This window comes from Pseudomonas sp. W15Feb34 (assembly GCF_023127765.1).
Lineage (GTDB): Bacteria > Pseudomonadota > Gammaproteobacteria > Pseudomonadales > Pseudomonadaceae > Aquipseudomonas > Aquipseudomonas synxantha_A.
On sequence record NZ_SPKN01000021.1, the window covers coordinates 197,106 to 213,982 of the forward strand.

Annotated in this window: 14 protein-coding genes; 10 read left to right on the top strand and 4 right to left on the bottom strand. The window is 61.0% G+C overall.

The genetic code is table 11. From position 1 onward, the window contains the following. Positions 1-28: 28 nt before the first annotated feature. From rimO to E4O97_RS09455, 3 genes are all read right to left on the bottom strand, one after another. The gene (gene rimO, locus E4O97_RS09445) at positions 29-1,357 is read right to left on the bottom strand and encodes a 30S ribosomal protein S12 methylthiotransferase RimO (RefSeq protein ID WP_169855583.1); all 1,329 of its coding nucleotides are present in this window, start codon (positions 1,355-1,357) and stop codon (positions 29-31) included. 193 nt (positions 1,358-1,550) lie between these two features. Next, positions 1,551-1,886 (bottom strand): addiction module antidote protein, encoded by a 336-nt coding sequence (locus tag E4O97_RS09450; protein ID WP_032877495.1) that lies wholly within the window; start codon positions 1,884-1,886, stop codon positions 1,551-1,553. Then, a complete protein-coding gene (locus tag E4O97_RS09455; RefSeq protein ID WP_032877494.1) occupies positions 1,883-2,206 on the bottom strand; it encodes a type II toxin-antitoxin system RelE/ParE family toxin in 324 nt (107 codons plus the stop codon). Before E4O97_RS09455 ends, E4O97_RS09450 begins: the two co-directional genes overlap by 4 nt. 399 nt (positions 2,207-2,605) lie before the next feature. Between E4O97_RS09455 and E4O97_RS09460 the strand changes: the two genes are divergently transcribed. The 3 genes from E4O97_RS09460 to E4O97_RS09470 all read left to right on the top strand — a co-directional run bounded on the left by E4O97_RS09460 (position 2,606) and on the right by E4O97_RS09470 (position 6,226). Continuing rightward, positions 2,606-4,507, top strand: coding sequence for a potassium transporter Kup (locus E4O97_RS09460; protein WP_005785476.1), 1,902 nt, complete (start codon positions 2,606-2,608; stop codon positions 4,505-4,507). A 126-nt stretch (positions 4,508-4,633) separates the two neighbouring features. Next, the gene (locus tag E4O97_RS09465; protein WP_005785478.1) at positions 4,634-5,740 is read left to right on the top strand and encodes an NADH:flavin oxidoreductase/NADH oxidase; all 1,107 of its coding nucleotides are present in this window, start codon (positions 4,634-4,636) and stop codon (positions 5,738-5,740) included. A gap of 300 nt (positions 5,741-6,040) precedes the next feature. After that, positions 6,041-6,226 carry a hypothetical protein gene (locus E4O97_RS09470; RefSeq protein WP_078820443.1) on the top strand — a complete coding sequence of 62 codons (186 nt, stop codon included), beginning with the start codon at positions 6,041-6,043 and terminating at the stop codon, positions 6,224-6,226. 53 nt (positions 6,227-6,279) lie between these two features. Here the strand turns inward: E4O97_RS09470 and E4O97_RS09475 are convergent, their stop codons facing one another. Continuing rightward, positions 6,280-7,905 (bottom strand): glucan biosynthesis protein D, encoded by a 1,626-nt coding sequence (locus E4O97_RS09475; RefSeq protein WP_078820444.1) that lies wholly within the window; start codon positions 7,903-7,905, stop codon positions 6,280-6,282. A 303-nt stretch (positions 7,906-8,208) separates the two neighbouring features. Between E4O97_RS09475 and E4O97_RS09480 the strand changes: the two genes are divergently transcribed. From E4O97_RS09480 to E4O97_RS09510, 7 genes are all read left to right on the top strand, one after another. Next, positions 8,209-8,916: a tellurite resistance TerB family protein gene (locus tag E4O97_RS09480; RefSeq protein ID WP_148852476.1), complete on the top strand. Its 708-nt coding sequence runs from the start codon at positions 8,209-8,211 to the stop codon at positions 8,914-8,916. A 582-nt stretch (positions 8,917-9,498) separates the two neighbouring features. Next, complete coding sequence (locus tag E4O97_RS09485) at positions 9,499-11,121, top strand: methyl-accepting chemotaxis protein (protein ID WP_032877491.1); 1,623 nt, start codon at positions 9,499-9,501, stop codon at positions 11,119-11,121. Then, positions 11,121-11,633, top strand: a complete 513-nt coding sequence (locus E4O97_RS09490) for a chemotaxis protein CheW (RefSeq protein WP_248161210.1) — start codon at positions 11,121-11,123, stop codon at positions 11,631-11,633. The genes E4O97_RS09485 and E4O97_RS09490 overlap by 1 nt, the downstream gene beginning before the upstream one ends. Then, positions 11,630-12,886, top strand: a complete 1,257-nt coding sequence (locus tag E4O97_RS09495; protein ID WP_248161212.1) for a CheR family methyltransferase — start codon at positions 11,630-11,632, stop codon at positions 12,884-12,886. The genes E4O97_RS09490 and E4O97_RS09495 overlap by 4 nt, the downstream gene beginning before the upstream one ends. Beyond that, positions 12,883-13,584 carry a chemotaxis protein CheW gene (locus E4O97_RS09500; RefSeq protein WP_032877488.1) on the top strand — a complete coding sequence of 234 codons (702 nt, stop codon included), beginning with the start codon at positions 12,883-12,885 and terminating at the stop codon, positions 13,582-13,584. Before E4O97_RS09495 ends, E4O97_RS09500 begins: the two co-directional genes overlap by 4 nt. Next, positions 13,581-15,860, top strand: a complete 2,280-nt coding sequence (locus E4O97_RS09505) for a hybrid sensor histidine kinase/response regulator (protein ID WP_032877487.1) — start codon at positions 13,581-13,583, stop codon at positions 15,858-15,860. Before E4O97_RS09500 ends, E4O97_RS09505 begins: the two co-directional genes overlap by 4 nt. Then, the gene (locus E4O97_RS09510; protein WP_248161214.1) at positions 15,857-16,867 is read left to right on the top strand and encodes a chemotaxis response regulator protein-glutamate methylesterase; all 1,011 of its coding nucleotides are present in this window, start codon (positions 15,857-15,859) and stop codon (positions 16,865-16,867) included. The genes E4O97_RS09505 and E4O97_RS09510 overlap by 4 nt, the downstream gene beginning before the upstream one ends. Positions 16,868-16,877 lie beyond the last annotated feature (10 nt).

Below are 16,877 nucleotides of genomic sequence, written 5' to 3' on the forward strand. Positions count from 1 at the left end.
CTTTTTCAAAATATTACGCAAACACGCTTCAGTCGCGCTTTTCAGCCCACAAGTCGTACTCGTCGGCGTCGGTCACGGTGCACCAGACCTTGTCGCCCGGCTTCAAGCCGCTGGCATCGTCAATAAACACGTTGCCGTCGATTTCCGGCGCATCGAAGAAGCAGCGGCCAACGGCGCCTTGCTCGTCGACTTCGTCGATCAGCACTTCGATTTCCTTGCCGATGCGCAGTTGCAGACGCGCCGAGCTGATCGCCTGCTGGTGCGCCATGAAGCGCTCCCAACGATCTTGCTTGACGTCGTCCGGCACCACGGCCAGGTCCAGCAGGTTGGCCGGAGCGCCTTCCACCGGCGAGTACTGGAAGCAGCCGACGCGGTCCAGCTGCGCTTCGGTCAGCCAGTCGAGCAGGTACTGGAAGTCTTCTTCGGTCTCGCCGGGGAAACCGACGATGAAGGTGGAGCGGATGATCAGCTCCGGGCAGATCTCGCGCCAGTTCTTGATACGCGCCAGGGTCTTGTCTTCGAACGCCGGGCGTTTCATTGCCTTGAGCACTTTGGGGCTGGCGTGTTGGAACGGGATGTCCAGGTACGGCAGGATCTTGCCGGCGGCCATCAACGGGATCAGCTCGTCCACGTGCGGGTACGGGTAAACGTAGTGCAGGCGCACCCATACGCCCAGGCTGCTGAGGGCTTCGCAGAGTTCGGTCATGCGGGTTTTCACCGGCGCGCCGTTCCAGAAGCCAGTGCGGTATTTCACGTCGACGCCGTAGGCGCTGGTGTCCTGGGAGATCACCAGCAGCTCCTTGACGCCGGATTTGACCAGGCGCTGGGCCTCGTCAAGCACATCACCCACCGGGCGGCTCACCAGTTTGCCGCGCATCGACGGGATGATGCAGAAGCTGCAGCTGTGGTTGCAGCCCTCGGATATCTTCAGGTACGCGTAGTGGCGTGGGGTCAGTTTGATACCTTGAGGCGGCACCAGGTCGATCAGCGGGTTGTGGTCCTGGCGTGGCGGCACCACTTCGTGCACGGCGTTGACCACCTGCTCGTACTGCTGCGGGCCGGTCACCGCCAGCACACTCGGGTGCACGTTACGGATATTGCCTTCTTCCACGCCCATGCAGCCGGTGACGATGACCTTGCCGTTTTCCTTGATGGCTTCGCCGATCACTTCCAAAGACTCGGCCTTGGCCGAATCAATGAAGCCGCAGGTGTTGACCACCACCACATCGGCGTCCTGGTAAGTGGACACGACGTCATAGCCTTCCATACGCAGTTGCGTGAGGATGCGCTCGGAGTCGACCAGAGCCTTCGGGCAACCCAGGGAAACAAAGCCAACCTTGGGGTTGGCTTTTGCGATGGTGGTGGACATGTCTAACCTCGGTATTGAATGACGCTGCCGGTCGTGCACGACAAGGCAACGGATGGGCGCTTGGTGCGCCTCTGATCAAAAAGTGCGCAATTCTATCGGCGGGCAGCGCACTTGACCAGCTTTATGCAGGGAAATGCGACGAGTGCTGCGCTGGATAATTCGCAGAGTGCTTACAACGCTTTCAAGCGCGTACGTCTTGTTCTGTACGGTGCGAGACGACTTTAGACATGCCCACACCTAATGCCTGAAGTACTTTCAGGAGGGTGGAGAGCTTTGGATCGCCGCCCACAGCGATGGACCTGTAGAGATTAGCCCTATTGAGCCCTGTGTTTTGCGACAAGCTAAGCATTCCGCCACGGGCTTCCGCGACTCGGCGGACAGCAACAAGGAAGGCGTCCTCACCACCCGCTTCATCGATTTCCTCAAGAGCTACAGAGAGATACTCGAGAGCAAACGCCTCGTCGTCTTGGAGCATTTCAAGAACGCTATCTTCATGAGAGCGAGTCCGACTGGTCATTTTTGCTGCCCCTTATAAGACGTCCAGAGAGCCTTGGCCTGATTGATGTCGTTTTGCTGTCTGGCCTTTGAGCCTCCGCCTAGCAGAAACACAATTTTTCGATCCTGGATTGCGTAATAGACGCGAAATCCAGGCCCGAAGTCGAGCTTCATCTCAAAGACTCCATCACCTACTGGCTCGGTAACGCCAAAGTGACCCAACGAAGCGCGGTCCACTCTGGCAGTGATTCTTGCTTTTGAACGTGTGTCTTGCACGGTGTCTAGCCAAGCTTGGTAGATATCCACGCCATTGACTGACAGCACATGTTTCACTTCGTACATGAGCAATGTACCTTAAAAGAGACAGGGCGATGATTGAGTTTTTATATGGACTGAAGGTGACATGCCGGATCGTAATTTATTGATCGGCCAAGCTGATCAAGTAGTTTCTGAGGCAACCCTGCTGAGCCGGGCCAACATATACGGTTGGCCGCGATGTCATCAATGCAGGCAAAAAGGCGCCAAAATGCCGCCTCAGTCATTGCTGACTACATAAAGCGACGTCTCAGCTACTGGAACAGCGAAATGCGACGAGTGCTGCGCTATGCTTCGCGCCGTTGCGCACGGGTAATGCCCTTGGGTCAATAAAACGTCTGTTTCGAGAAGTAAAACAGCGCATGCTAGGGTCAGCTTAGTCGTGCTGTTTATAAAAGACCTTGGGTCAAAGGGCAGGAGTGGTTGATGGGTCAGGCAAGTAGTCAGGCAGCAGGTGCCGAGCATTCAAACGCCAAGCCGATTGGCATGCTGGTGGCGGCAGTCGGGGTGGTTTATGGCGATATCGGGACCAGCCCGCTCTACACCCTTAAAGAGGTGTTCAACGGCGGTTACGGAGTACAGGTCAACCATGACGGCGTGTTGGGGATACTGGCGCTGATCTTCTGGTCGCTGATCTGGGTGGTGTCGATCAAGTACATGTTGTTCGTGCTACGTGCCGACAACCAGGGCGAGGGCGGCATCATGGCTCTCACCGCGTTGGCGCGGCGGGCTGCTGGGGAGCGCGCTAAATTGCGCAGTTTCCTGGTGGTGTGCGGCCTGTGTGGCGCGGCGCTCTTTTATGGCGACAGCATGATCACCCCGGCGATTTCGGTATTGTCGGCCATTGAAGGCCTGGAGCTGGCGTTCGACGGCCTGGAAAAATGGGTGGTGCCCATTGCGTTGATCGTGCTGGTGGCGCTGTTTCTGATCCAGAAACACGGCACCGATCGTATCGGCAAGCTGTTCGGTCCGGTGATGGTCACCTGGTTCCTGGTGCTGGGCGGTCTCGGGGTGTACGGCATTCTGCAGCAGCCTGAAGTATTGAATGCGCTGAACCCTGCATGGGGCGTGCGCTTCTTTATGGTTCACCCCGGCATCGGCGTGGCGATTCTTGGCGCGGTGGTGCTGGCCTTGACCGGCGCCGAAGCGTTGTACGCCGACATGGGCCACTTCGGGCGCAAGCCCATCGCCCGTGCCTGGTTCATCCTGGTGCTGCCGGCGCTGGTGCTCAACTATTTCGGCCAGGGCGCGATGCTGCTGGGCGATCCGGAGGCCGCGCGCAACCCGTTTTACCTGCTGGCACCGAGCTGGGCGCTGATCCCGCTGGTGGGCTTGTCCACCCTGGCGACCGTGATCGCGTCCCAGGCAGTCATTTCCGGTGCGTTCTCGTTGACCCGCCAGGCGATCCAGTTGGGTTACATCCCGCGTATGCACATCCAGCACACTTCGAGTGCCGAGCAAGGCCAGATCTACATCGGCGCCGTGAACTGGTCGTTGATGGTGGGCGTGATCCTGCTGGTGCTGGGCTTCGAATCTTCCGGTGCCCTGGCGTCGGCCTACGGCGTAGCGGTGACCGGCACCATGCTGATGACCACCATCCTGGTGTCGGCGGTCATGCTGTTGCTGTGGAAGTGGCCGCCGGTGCTGGCGGTGCCGGTGTTGCTCTGCTGCTTGCTGGTGGACGGTCTGTTTTTCGCCGCCAACGTGCCCAAGGTGATCCAGGGCGGCGCGTTCCCGGTACTGGCGGGGATCGTGTTGTTCGTGTTGATGACCACCTGGAAGCGCGGCAAGCAATTGCTGGTCGAGCGCCTCGACGAGGGTGGGCTGCCATTGCCGATTTTTATCAGCAGCATCCGCGTGCAGCCGCCTCATCGCGTGCAGGGCACGGCGGTGTTCCTGACCGCGCGCCCGGATGCGGTGCCCCACGCGCTGTTGCATAACCTGCTGCACAACCAGGTGCTGCATGAGCAGGTGGTGCTGCTGACGGTGGTCTACGAAGACATTCCACGGGTGCCTGCCGCACGGCGTTTCGAGGTGGACTCCTACGGCGAAGGCTTCTTTCGCGTGATCCTGCATTTCGGGTTCACCGATGAGCCGGACGTGCCCGAAGCGCTGAAGCTGTGCCATCTGGATGATCTGGATTTCAGCCCGATGCGCACCACCTATTTCCTCAGCCGCGAGACCGTGATCGCCTCGCGTATCAAGGGCATGGCGCGCTGGCGCGAAACCTTGTTCGCCTTCATGTTGAAGAACGCCAACGGTAACCTGCGCTTCTTCAAGCTGCCGGTAAACCGTGTGATCGAGCTGGGCACCCAGGTCGAAATGTAAGGCGCTGCATAACGGGAGCCGGCAATCGGCTCCCGCTTTCCTTTCTGAACCCTGTGCAATCGGTGGTTGTCGACTAGGCTCTAAACACTGTTGAACAGTGCCCATAGAACCCAGAAGAGGTGCGCCATGAGTCAGCTGCTCGAACCCTATACCCTGCGCCAATTGACCCTGCTCAACCGCATCGCGGTCTCGCCGATGTGCCAATACTCCAGCGACGACGGCCTGGCCAATGACTGGCACCTGGTGCATCTCGGCAGCCGAGCCGTGGGGGGCGCGGGGCTGATTTTCACCGAAGCCACCGCCGTGACGGCCGACGGGCGCATCACCGCCCAGGACCTGGGCCTGTGGAACGACGCCCAGATCGAGCCGCTGCGGCGTATCACGCGCTTTATCGCGGCCCAGGGCGCGGTGGCGGGTATTCAACTGGCCCATGCCGGGCGCAAGGCCAGCACCCATCGGCCCTGGATCGGCAAGCATGGCAGCGTCAAGCCGGAGGAGGGCGGGTGGGTGCCGGTGGGCCCTTCGCCGATTGCCTTCGACCCCAATCACACCCAGCCCAAGCAATTGGACGAAGGGCAGATCCAGCAAGTAATCGCCGACTTTGTCGCTGCCGCCAAACGCGCCTTGACCGCAGGTTTTGAAGTGGTGGAAATCCATGCTGCCCATGGCTACCTGCTGCACCAGTTTCTCTCGCCCATCAGCAACCAGCGTCAGGACCACTACGGCGGCTCGTTCGAAAACCGCATTCGCCTGGTACTGGAGGTGACCAAGGCCGTACGTGCGGCCTGGCCTCAGGAGTTGCCACTGTTTGTGCGGGTATCGGCCACCGATTGGGTGGAGGACGGCTGGAACCCGGATGAAACCGTGGAATTGGCGCGCCGCCTGAAAGACTTGGGTGTTGACCTGATCGATGTGTCCTCCGGCGGCACCGCCGCCAATGCCGAGATCCCCACCGGCCCTGGCTACCAGACGCGCTTCGCCGAGCGCGTGCGCAAGGAGTCGGGCATCGCCACCGGCACGGTTGGCATGATTACCGAACCGGCCCAGGCCGAGCACATCCTGCGCACCTGCCAGGCCGACATCATCTTCCTGGCCCGTGAACTGCTGCGCGACCCGTACTGGCCGCTGCATGCCGACGATGACTTGGGCGGGCGCAAGGCTATCTGGCCGGCGCAGTACCAGCGGGCAACCCATCGGGACCAGCCGATTCATGAGTCGGATCTGCGGGATTGATCCCGCGCACAGTTAGGTCGAACCCACCCTGATACGGTGGGTTTTTTCTTGCGGTTGCCAGAACTCGCGTCCTGTATCGACCACGGCGTAAGCAAGCGCTGTAGGGTTTTATTACCGAGGCCATTTTTTTAAGTGAATACTCTAAAAAAATCCCACGTGCCACGAGATAGTTTCTAAGCTTAGGGTTAGCCTGGTTCCTAGCCCAGGGAGGTAGGCTGCTTGACCACGAAAGCGTTGTGCTTCGGGGGAGTTTGGAAATGGGCACCAGGAGTATTTGACTGATATCAGGAGTAGTGGTCCATGGCCAAATCCTATGGCGTAGCGGGTGCGATGGCGTCTTTTCTGAGCCGCCGTATGTCATTGCGGGGTCGAAGGTTGAGTTCGGATGAAATGGAGTTGCTGGCCCAGTACCGGGCGCTGACTGAGAGTGATCAGATGGCGATGCGGTATCTGATTGGCGCAATGAAAAGCGTATCGCGGTTCTAAGCCACCTGCGATCATTCCCACGCTGCGACGTGGGAATGATCAGGCGGTTAATTTCAGGTGTACTTGCGCTGCTCCGGTGCGGGCGGGAAGTACTGATACAGCCAGGTTTCGCTCAGGGTGCGGTCCTGGGTGCGAATAAACAGGCGCAGCTCCACCGGCTCCACACTGTCGCTGGTGGGGTACCAGTCGAACAGGATGCGATAGCCCTTGATGTTATCCAGCACCAGCACGCTGAAATCCTTCACCTCACCATGGGAGCAGGTCACCACCGGCTCGATGCCGGTGCCCGCTGGCAGGCGATCCAGCCCGCCGCCTTTGAAGTCTACGGCGAAACGCCGCGCCCACACCTTCGGGTAATGCTCGCCGGGCGCCCAGCCTTCGGTGAAACCACCCATGCCTGACCGGGTTGCGTCGACCTGCGCCAGCGGCGTGCTCACCGGTGGCAGTGCGCTCCAGTACAACTTGTAGCCATAGTTGAGCGAATCACCCGCGGCTACGGGCTTTTTCGGGGTCCAGAAGGCGACGATATTGTCCAGGGTTTCGCCGGTGGTGGGGATCTCCAGCAGGTCGATCGAGCCTTCGCCCCACGCGGTGGTAGGTTCAACCCACAGGCTTGGGCGCTTGCTGTACCAGTCGACGGTGTCTTGGTAGCTGGCGAACTCATGGTCGGTCTGCACAAGGCCGAAGCCTTTGGGGTCGGTGTCGGCGAACGCGTTGAATTGCAGCTTGGCCGGGTTGTTCAGCGGGCGGCAGATCCACTCGCCATTGCCGCGCCACATGGCCAGGCGGTCCGAATCGTGGATTTGCGGGTGGATGGTGTCGCACATGCGCCGCTCATGGGTGCCGCAGCTGAACATGCTGGTCATGGGGGCGATGCCCAATTGTTCGATGGCAGTGCGTGCATTGATGTGCGCGTCGATTGCCATCACCACCTGGTTGGCCTGGCAGTCGATATCGAAGCGGTAGGCGCCGGTGGCGCTTGGCGAGTCGAGCAGGGCATAGACCACAAAACGGGTGGCATTCTTGTCCGGAGTTTCGAACCAGAACTGCGTGAAATCGGGGAATTCCTCGCGCTTTTTCGCGTAGGTATCAATCGCCAGGCCGCGGGCCGACAGGCCATATTGGCCGGTGGAGTCCACCGCGCGAAAGTAGCTGGCGCCGAGAAACGACAGCACGTCATGGCGGTCCAGCTCCGGCGCCTTGAACAGCTTGAAGCCGGAAAAACCCAGGTCGCCGGTCAGTTGCTGGGTGTCCACCGTGGTTTTTTCATAGTTGAACAGTGAAGGGCGGAAATGCACTTCGCGGGCTTCACGGGTCTTGGGGTCGACACTGTGCATGCGCACCGGCGTCTTGAAGCCCATGCCGACATGGAAGAATTGCACGTCCAGTTGGCCGTTCAACTCTTTCCACAACGAATGGTTACCGTCGTAGCCAATGGCGTTGAAATTCTGCGGGGTCATGGTGGCCAGGGTTGGCGGCAGCACCTGCTTAGTGTCTTGATAGCCACGGGTGGCCAGTTGCTTGGCTTGCGCCTTGAGCGCTTCGAAATCGAACGCCACGGCTTTGCCGTCGGCGGCACGGTTCCCGGCCCAAGCCTGCGCGGCCAGCAGGCCGCTGGCCGACAAACCGGTGTAAGCCGCAATGGCCATGGATGCTTTGAGCAAATTCCTGCGGTGCATAGAGACAACCTGTCGTGAGCAAATCCCGCGCCGTTCCTGGCACGTAGCGGATCAGAAATAACGGTTCGGACATGCCTTCGGCCAAACGCAACGGACAATAAACAGACGCCGGATAGCTTAAGCGGTTCGATGAACAAGGCAAATTGATTGATGGCGGGATGATGGCGCTGCATATGCAACAAGACATTTCCTGGTCGAATACCCGCGTTACATCTGGAAGCACTCTAGATCGCGGCTTTTTGGCACTTCGTCTTACGCTGGGGGCCTATTGGTCCTATGAACCCAAGTGTCTGGAGGCTACGAATGAATACCCGCGGATTGCTCGATCAGTTGCTCAAGTCTGGCCAGGATATGTTGCAAAACAAGGCTGGCGGCCAACGCAAATCCAGCGACAAAAGCGCCCTTGGCGGTTTACTCGGCGGTAGCGGGCTGGGCAGCATGCTCGGCGGTGCCGGTGGCGGCGCCCTGGCGGCCGGAGCCATGGGCTTGCTGCTGGGCAACAAAAAAGCGCGCAAATTCGGCGGCAAGGCCCTGACCTACGGCGGCCTGGCCGCATTGGGTGTGATTGCCTATAAAGCCTACGGCAACTGGCAAGCCCAGCAAGCCAGCGCCCCCCAAGGCGAACCACAAACCATCGACCGCCTGCCTCCGGCCCAGGTTGAACAACACAGCCAGGGCATTCTCAAGGCACTGGTGGCCGCCGCAAAGGCAGACGGCCATGTGGATGAGCGCGAGCGCGCGTTGATCGAAGGCGAATTCACCAAGCTGGACAACGACCAGGAACTGCAACACTGGCTGCACGCCGAACTCAACAAGCCCCTGGACCCCACCGACGTCGCCCGCGCCGCCAGCACCCCGGAAATGGCCGCCGAAATGTACATCGCCAGCGTAATGCTGGTGGATGAGGAAAATTTCATGGAAAAAGCCTACCTGGATGAACTGGCCCGCCAACTGAAACTTGAACCCGGCTTAAAGCTGGAGTTGGAAAAGCAAGTGCGGCTCAACGCATAAGTAAGGCTATCGACGCAGCTCTGCCCCGCTAACCACGATGCGAAGCGAGCCGCTCTTGATCTGCTTTTGATCTTGATCTTAGGCGCCCCGTCAAACCACGCTGGCCGGAATTCGACAGGGATTTGGGGGGTAAACCGGCAGGGATGCCGGTTTAGCCGCCCCGCGCCATGGACGGCGCGTGGCGGCGGCCTCCCAAATCCATGGCGGATTACGGGCACACCGAGCCTAAGCGAGGTGCCGAGTGGTGGGGCAAGAGCCTTTTTGGTTACTTTTGGCTGGGCCGGCATTCCGGGCTCTTTTCCAAAAGTGACCCGCTGTAAAAGCGGAACCAATAGCAACCGTTACCGCAGCAATGGATATGTACTCGGTCTGATCCAAGATCCCGGTCGACTACAAGACCGCCATCGGGAGCAAGCCCCCCTCCCACATTTGAACTGCGGCCCATCAGTTGGATCTCCCTAGGCACACGTACCACCCATCCCACTTACGCATTCTGTGGATCCCCCCTCAAAAGCGTTGATAAACCCGAGCATCCGCTCAGCTATACTCCCCTCCATTTGAATGCCCCTGCGAGGAATTACTGTGAAGAACTGGACCCTGCGCCAAAGGATTTTGGCGAGCTTTGCGGTAATTATCGCCATCATGCTGCTGATGGTGGTGCTCTCCTATTCGCGCCTGCTCAAGATCGAAGCCAGCGAAAACTCCGTGCGCGACGACGCCGTGCCCGGCGTGTTTTTCAGTTCGATGATCCGCAGTGCCTGGGTCGACAGCTACCTGCAAACCCAGGAACTGGTCGGGATCCACGAAAACCAGGGCATTTCCGATGAAGACAAGCAGGACTACAAGTCATTCGAAGCGCGGCTTGAGCAGCACATGGCCAGTTACGCGGGCACGATCAATATCACCCAGGATCGCACCGAATTCGATGCCTTCGAAAAACTGCACCAGAACTACAACGCCATTCTTGCCCAGGTCCTGGCGGCTCATCAGAGCAACAACCCGGCCGAGGCGCTGAGGCTGTTCAACGAGCAACTGACCCCCGCCTGGACCGCAGGCCGCATGAAGCTCAACGACATCATCAATGAGAACAAACAGGTCGCCGACAATGCCACCGCTGCCATCGATGATGCCGTAGCAGCGGCAAAGGTCAGCATGGGCGTCTCGCTGCTGCTGGCGATTCTCGCCGCGGCGCTGTGCGGCCTGTTGCTGATGCGCGCGATCATGGCGCCGATGCAGCGTATCGTGCAGATCCTCGAAGTCATGCGTACCGGCGACCTGAGCAAGCGCCTGAACCTGGAGCGCAAGGACGAATTCAACGCGGTCGAAACCGGCTTCAACGACATGATGACCGAGCTGACTGCCCTGGTGTCCCAGGCGCAGCGTTCGTCGGTGCAGGTCACCACCTCGGTCACCGAGATCGCCGCGACCTCCAAGCAGCAACAGGCCACCGCCACGGAAACCGCAGCCACCACCACGGAAATCGGCGCCACCTCCCGCGAGATTGCGGCCACGTCCAAGGACCTGGTGCGTACCATGACCGAAGTGTCCACCGCCGCCGACCAGGCCTCGGTGGCCGCCGGTTCCGGCCAGCAGGGCCTGGCACGCATGGAAGAGACCATGCACTCGGTGATGGGCGCCGCCGACCTGGTCAACGCCAAGCTGGCGATCCTCAATGAGAAGGCCGGCAACATCAACCAGGTGGTGGTGACCATCGTCAAGGTGGCTGACCAGACCAATCTGTTGTCTCTCAATGCCGCCATCGAGGCGGAGAAAGCTGGTGAGTACGGTCGCGGCTTTGCCGTGGTGGCCACCGAAGTGCGCCGCCTGGCCGACCAGACTGCCGTGGCAACCTACGACATCGAGCAAATGGTGCGTGAGATCCAGTCAGCGGTGTCGGCGGGCGTGATGGGCATGGACAAGTTCTCCGAGGAAGTCCGCCGGGGTATGTTCGAAGTGCAGCAAGTGGGCGAGCAACTGTCGCAGATCATCCACCAGGTACAGGCCCTGGCGCCGCGGGTGTTGATGGTCAACGAAGGCATGCAGGCCCAGGCCACCGGCGCCGAACAGATCAACCACGCGCTGGTGCAATTGGGCGATGCCAGCAGCCAGACCGTCGAATCCCTGCGTCAGGCCAGCTTTGCCATTGATGAGCTGAGCCAGGTCGCGGTGGGTCTGCGCAGTGGCGTGTCGCGTTTCAAAGTCTGATGAGCGATCTCGCGGCTAAACGCGTCGCCGTCCCGGCAGCGAAAACGGCGTTGTTCCTGGTGTTTCGCATCGGCAACGAACGCTTTGCCCTCAAGGCCACCGAAGTGGCGGAGGGGCTGCCGCGCCTGCCGCTCAAACCCATCGCCCATGCGCCACTGTGGGTGGCGGGTATTTTTGCGCATCGCGGTACGCTGGTGCCGGTAATCGATGTCAGTGCCCTGACGTTCGGCACCCCGGCCCAGGCTCGCACCAGCACGCGGCTGGTGCTGGTCAACTACCAGCCGCAACCCTGGAGTGAAGCGCGTGGGCTGGGGCTGATCCTGGAGCAGGCCACCGACACCCTGCGTTGCGACCCCGCCGAGTTCCAGCCTTATGGCGTGGACAACCAGCAGGCGCCCTACCTGGGGCCGGTACGCGAGGATGCACAGGGCTTGATGCAGTGGATTGGCATTGCCGAACTGCTGAGCGCTGAAGTACGCGCCTTGTTGTTTTGCGCCGAGTTGAGCCTATGAGCAGTGACCCGCGTTTTTCGGCGTTCTTGAAAGAACGCATCGGCCTGGACGTTGCCTCGGTGGGCGAGGCGATCATCGAGCGTGCGGTGCGCCAGCGCTGCCAAGCCTCCCAGGCGCAGTCGACGGAGGCCTACTGGCAGCTCCTGCAACATTCCCACGACGAGCAGCAGGCACTGATCGAAGCGGTGATCGTTCCCGAGACCTGGTTTTTCCGTTATCCCGAATCCTTCGCGACCTTGGCTCGCCTGGCCCTGCTGCGCCTGGCCGAGATCAAGCAGATGCGCGCGCTGCGCATCCTCAGCCTGCCGTGTTCGACTGGCGAAGAGCCCTATTCGATTGCCATGGCCTTGTTGGATGCGGGCCTGGCGCCCCATCAGTTCAAGGTTCAGGGGATGGACGTCAGCCCGCTGTCGGTGGAACGTGCCCGGCGCGGTGTGTACGGCAAGAACTCGTTTCGCGGGGCCGATCTCGAATTTCGCGACCGCCACTTCACAGAAGAAACGGGCGGTTACCGCATCGCCGACCGGGTGCGCGAGCAAGTGCGTCTGCAAGTGGGCAATTTGCTCGACCCGACACTGCTGGCCAACGAGCCGACCTACGATTTTGTGTTCTGCCGCAACCTGTTGATCTACTTCGACCAGCCGACCCAGAAGCAAGTCTTTGATGTGCTCAAGGAACTGACTCACGTGGACGGTGTGCTGTTTATCGGCCCGGCCGAGGGCAGCCTGCTGGGGCGCCATGGCATGCGTTCGATTGGCGTGCCGCAATCCTTTGCCTTCAGTCGACACATAGAGCAGACCCCGCCGCCGGTATTCGTGCCGATGCCTGCGCCAGCACCGCAGCGCAGTGCAGCACCGATACCACTCAAGCCGCGTCCGTTCAGCACGGTCAGCACTCAGGTGCCGCCGGTCAAGGTGCCCCACACCGACGCAGGGGATTTGCTCGGCCAGATCGCGACCCTGGCCAATGAAGGCAAAAGTGCCGAGGCCCGGGCCGCCTGTGAGCGTTATTTAAGCAGCCACCCGCCGGTTGCCCAGGTGTTCTACTGGTTGGGGTTGCTCTGCGATGTTGCCGGCAGCGCCTTGGAAGCCCAGGGGTATTACCGAAAAGCCTTGTACCTGGAACCGCAGCATTCGCAGGCCTTGATGCATTTGGCCGCGTTGCTCGAATCCCAGGGCGACAGTGCGGGAGCGCGCCGGCTACAGGCCCGCGCCGCCCGTAGCGAGCGAGCACACAGTGAGTCCGAACGATGAACAGCCCTGACGCGCTCGACACCGCAGGCCTGGACCTGACGCTGACCGATACCCAAGCCATCGATGACTGCTGGAACCGTATCGGCATTCATGGCGACAGGTCCTGCCCACTGCTGGACGAGCATATTCACTGCCGCAACTGCTCGGTGTATTCCGCCGCCGCCACGCGCCTGCTCGACCGCTACGCCCTGCAGCAGGATGATCAGCGCCCGCAGGCCGCCGCCGAAGCGGGTAGCGAGGTGGTCACCCGTTCGCTGTTGATGTTCCGCCTCGGTGAAGAATGGCTCGGTATCGCCACCCGCTGCCTGGTGGAAGTGGCGCCATTGCAACCGATCCACTCCTTGCCGCACCAGCGTTCCCGTGCGCTGCTGGGGGTGGCCAACGTGCGAGGTGCGCTGGTGGCGTGCCTGTCGCTGGTGGAACTGCTGGGCCTGGACAGCACCAGCAGCGTGCCCAGTGGCGGGCGGATCATGCCGCGCATGTTGATCATTGCCGCCCAGGACGGTCCGATCGTCGTGCCGGTGGATGAGGTGGATGGCATTCATGCCATCGATGAGCGCACCTTGAACGCGGCCTCGGCCTCCGGTACCCAGGCCAGCGCACGCTATACCCAAGGTGTGTTGCAGTTCAAAGGCCGCAGCCTGCGCTGGCTGGACGAAACGCAATTGTTGTCCGCCGTGACCCGGAGCCTCGCATGACCCCCGATCAGATGCGTGATGCCTCGCTGTTGGAGCTGTTCAGCCTGGAGGCCGATGCGCAAACCCAGGTCTTGAGCGCCGGCCTGCTGGCCCTGGAGCGCAACCCGACCCAGGCGGATCAACTTGAAGCCTGTATGCGCGCCGCACATTCGCTCAAGGGAGCGGCGCGGATTGTTGGCGTGGATGCCGGGGTCAGCGTGGCCCACGTCATGGAGGACTGCCTGGTCAGCGCCCAGGAAGGTCGTCTGTACCTGCAACCGGAACATATCGATGCGTTGTTGCAAGGCACTGACCTGCTGATGCGTATCGCCACGCCAGGCAACAGCGTGGGGCCGTTGGATATCCAGGCGTACGTGGCGTTGATGGAGCGTCTGCTTGACCCGGCGCAGCCACCCGCTACGCCTGCGCCAAAAGCTGAGCCCGAGCCTGCTCCGGCGCCTATCGTTGAAGCATTGCCGCAAGAGCCAGAGGTTGCACCGCCCGTCAGCAGTGAGCCACCGCGTCAGAACAAGCGCATCACCGAGGGTGGCGAGCGCGTGCTGCGGGTCACCGCCGAGCGCTTGAACAGCCTGTTGGACCTGTCGAGCAAGTCCCTGGTGGAAACCCAGCGGCTCAAGCCTCACCTGGCCAGTATGCAACGCCTCAAGCGCATTCAAAGCAACAGCCTGCGCGCCCTCGATACCCTGGACGGTCACCTCAAGCACCTGGATTTGAATCTTGAGACTCAGGAAGCCCTGGCCGATACCCGCCGCTTGTTGAGCGAAGCTCAGGCACTGCTGGCGGATAAAAACGCGGAACTTGACGAGTACGCCTGGCAGGCCGGCCAGCGTGCCCAGGTGCTTTACGACACCGCGCTGGCCTGCCGCATGCGACCGTTTGCCGACGTGCTGGCGGGGCAGGTGCGCATGGTGCGTGACCTCGGTCGCAGCCTGGGCAAGCAAGTGCGCCTGGAAATCGAAGGCGAAAAGACCCAGGTCGATCGAGATGTCCTGGAAAAACTTGAAGCACCGCTCACTCATTTACTGCGCAATGCTGTCGACCACGGCATCGAAACGCCCGAGCAGCGGCTGCTGGCAGGCAAACCGGCGGAAGGCCTGATCCGCCTGCGTGCGTCCCATCAAGCCGGGTTGCTGGTACTGGAATTGAGCGACGACGGCAACGGTGTCGACCTGGAGCGGCTGCGCGGCACCATTGTCGAACGTAATCTGTCGCCGGTGGAAACTGCCCTGCGCCTGAGCGAAGAGGAATTGCTGACGTTCCTGTTCCTGCCGGGGTTCAGCTTGCGCGACAAGGTCACCGAGGTGTCCGGTCGTGGCGTTGGCCTGGATGCGGTGCAGCACATGGTTCGCCAACTGCGTGGCGCGGTGGTACTGGAGCAGACGGCGGGGCAGGGCAGTCGCTTCCATCTGGAAGTGCCGTTGACCTTGTCGGTGGTGCGCAGCCTGGTGGTGGACGTGGGCGAAGAAGCCTATGCCTTCCCCCTGGCCCACATTGAACGCATGTGTGACCTGGCTCCCGACGACATTGTGCAACTGGAAGGCCGCCAGCATTTCTGGCACGAGGGCCGGCATGTGGGCCTGGTTGCCGCCAGCCAGTTGCTGCAGCGCCCACCGGGGCAGAGTCCTTCGCAAACCCTGAAAGTCGTGGTGATCCGCGAGCGCGATGCCGTGTACGGGATTGCCGTGGAGCGCTTTATCGGTGAACGCACCCTGGTGGTGTTGCCGCTGGATGATCGTCTGGGCAAGGTCCAGGATATTTCCGCAGGGGCCTTGCTCGATGACGGCTCGGTGGTGTTGATCGTCGATGTCGAAGACATGTTGCGTTCGGTGGATAAATTGCTCAACACCGGCCGCCTGGAACGTATCGCCCGGCGCAGCCAGCAGGCCACCGAAGCACCGCGCAAGCGCGTGCTGGTGGTAGACGACTCGCTGACCGTACGCGAGCTGCAACGCAAATTATTACTCAATCGTGGTTATGAAGTCGCTGTTGCGGTCGATGGCATGGATGGCTGGAACGCATTGCGCTCCGAGGACTTCGACCTGCTTATCACTGATATTGATATGCCTCGCATGGACGGTATTGAATTGGTCACACTTTTGCGTCGTGACAGTCGCCTGCAATCGTTGCCGGTGATGGTGGTTTCCTACAAGGATCGTGAAGAAGACCGACGTCGTGGACTCGACGCGGGCGCCGACTATTATTTAGCCAAAGCCAGTTTTCATGACGACGCCTTGCTCGACGCCGTGGTTGAACTGATTGGAGGCGCCCGGGCATGAGGATTGCGATCGTCAATGACATGCCCCTGGCGATAGAGGCCTTGCGCCGCGCCTTGAGCTTTGAGCCCGCCCACGAGGTGGTGTGGGTGGCCAGCAATGGCCTGGAAGCGGTGCGGCGCTGTGCCGAGCTGACCCCGGACCTGATCCTGATGGACCTGATAATGCCGGTGATGGATGGGGTGGAGGCTACCCGGCAGATCATGGCCGACACGCCTTGCCCTATCGTGATCGTTACTGTCGACCGCCAGGCCAACGTCAGCCGCGTATTCGAAGCCATGGGCCACGGAGCGCTGGATGTGGTGGATACCCCGGCGCTGGGCGTAGGCAACCCCAAGGATGCGGCGGCACCGCTATTGCGCAAGATCCTCAATATCGGTTGGTTGATCGGCCAGCGCGGCACGCGCGTGCGTGCCGAACCCCCACCGCAACGGGTCACCGGCAAGCGTCAACGGCTAGTGGCCATTGGTTCTTCAGCGGGTGGGCCGGCGGCCCTCGAGGTTCTGCTCAAGGGCTTGCCGCGGGATTTTCCCGCCGCCATCGTGCTGGTGCAGCATGTGGACCAGGTCTTCGCCGCCGGCATGGCCGAGTGGCTGAGCAGCGCCTCCGGCCTACCCGTGCGCCTGGCCTCTGAGGGCGAGCCGCCCCAGGCCGGCGTGGTATTGCTGGCCGGCACCAACCACCATATTCGCTTGTTGAAAAATGGCACGCTAGCCTATACCGCAGAGCCGGTGAACGAGATTTACCGGCCCTCCATCGACGTGTTTTTCGAAAGCGTCGCCAGTTACTGGACCGGTGACGCCGTCGGCGTACTACTGACCGGCATGGGGCGCGACGGGGCTCAAGGCCTCAAGCTGATGCGCGAACAAGGATATTTGACCATCGCCCAGGATCAGCAGAGCTCGGCGGTGTACGGCATGCCCAAAGCGGCGGCGGCGATTGATGCTGCTGTTGAAATTCGCCCACTGGATAGAATTGCGCCCCGATTGCTGGAGGTCTTTGCAAAATGATCGAAAATCT

Coding starts and splice junctions, on each gene's coding strand:
- E4O97_RS09460 (WP_005785476.1), top strand. CDS start 2,606: ATGGGTCAGGCAAGTAGTCAGGCAGCAGGTGCCGAGCATTCAAACGCC.
- E4O97_RS09475 (WP_078820444.1), bottom strand. CDS start 7,905: ATGCACCGCAGGAATTTGCTCAAAGCATCCATGGCCATTGCGGCTTAC.
- E4O97_RS09465 (WP_005785478.1), top strand. CDS start 4,634: ATGAGTCAGCTGCTCGAACCCTATACCCTGCGCCAATTGACCCTGCTC.
- E4O97_RS09455 (WP_032877494.1), bottom strand. CDS start 2,206: ATGTACGAAGTGAAACATGTGCTGTCAGTCAATGGCGTGGATATCTAC.
- E4O97_RS09470 (WP_078820443.1), top strand. CDS start 6,041: ATGGCCAAATCCTATGGCGTAGCGGGTGCGATGGCGTCTTTTCTGAGC.
- E4O97_RS09490 (WP_248161210.1), top strand. CDS start 11,121: ATGAGCGATCTCGCGGCTAAACGCGTCGCCGTCCCGGCAGCGAAAACG.
- E4O97_RS09450 (WP_032877495.1), bottom strand. CDS start 1,886: ATGACCAGTCGGACTCGCTCTCATGAAGATAGCGTTCTTGAAATGCTC.
- E4O97_RS09510 (WP_248161214.1), top strand. CDS start 15,857: ATGAGGATTGCGATCGTCAATGACATGCCCCTGGCGATAGAGGCCTTG.
- E4O97_RS09495 (WP_248161212.1), top strand. CDS start 11,630: ATGAGCAGTGACCCGCGTTTTTCGGCGTTCTTGAAAGAACGCATCGGC.
- E4O97_RS09500 (WP_032877488.1), top strand. CDS start 12,883: ATGAACAGCCCTGACGCGCTCGACACCGCAGGCCTGGACCTGACGCTG.
- E4O97_RS09480 (WP_148852476.1), top strand. CDS start 8,209: ATGAATACCCGCGGATTGCTCGATCAGTTGCTCAAGTCTGGCCAGGAT.
- E4O97_RS09505 (WP_032877487.1), top strand. CDS start 13,581: ATGACCCCCGATCAGATGCGTGATGCCTCGCTGTTGGAGCTGTTCAGC.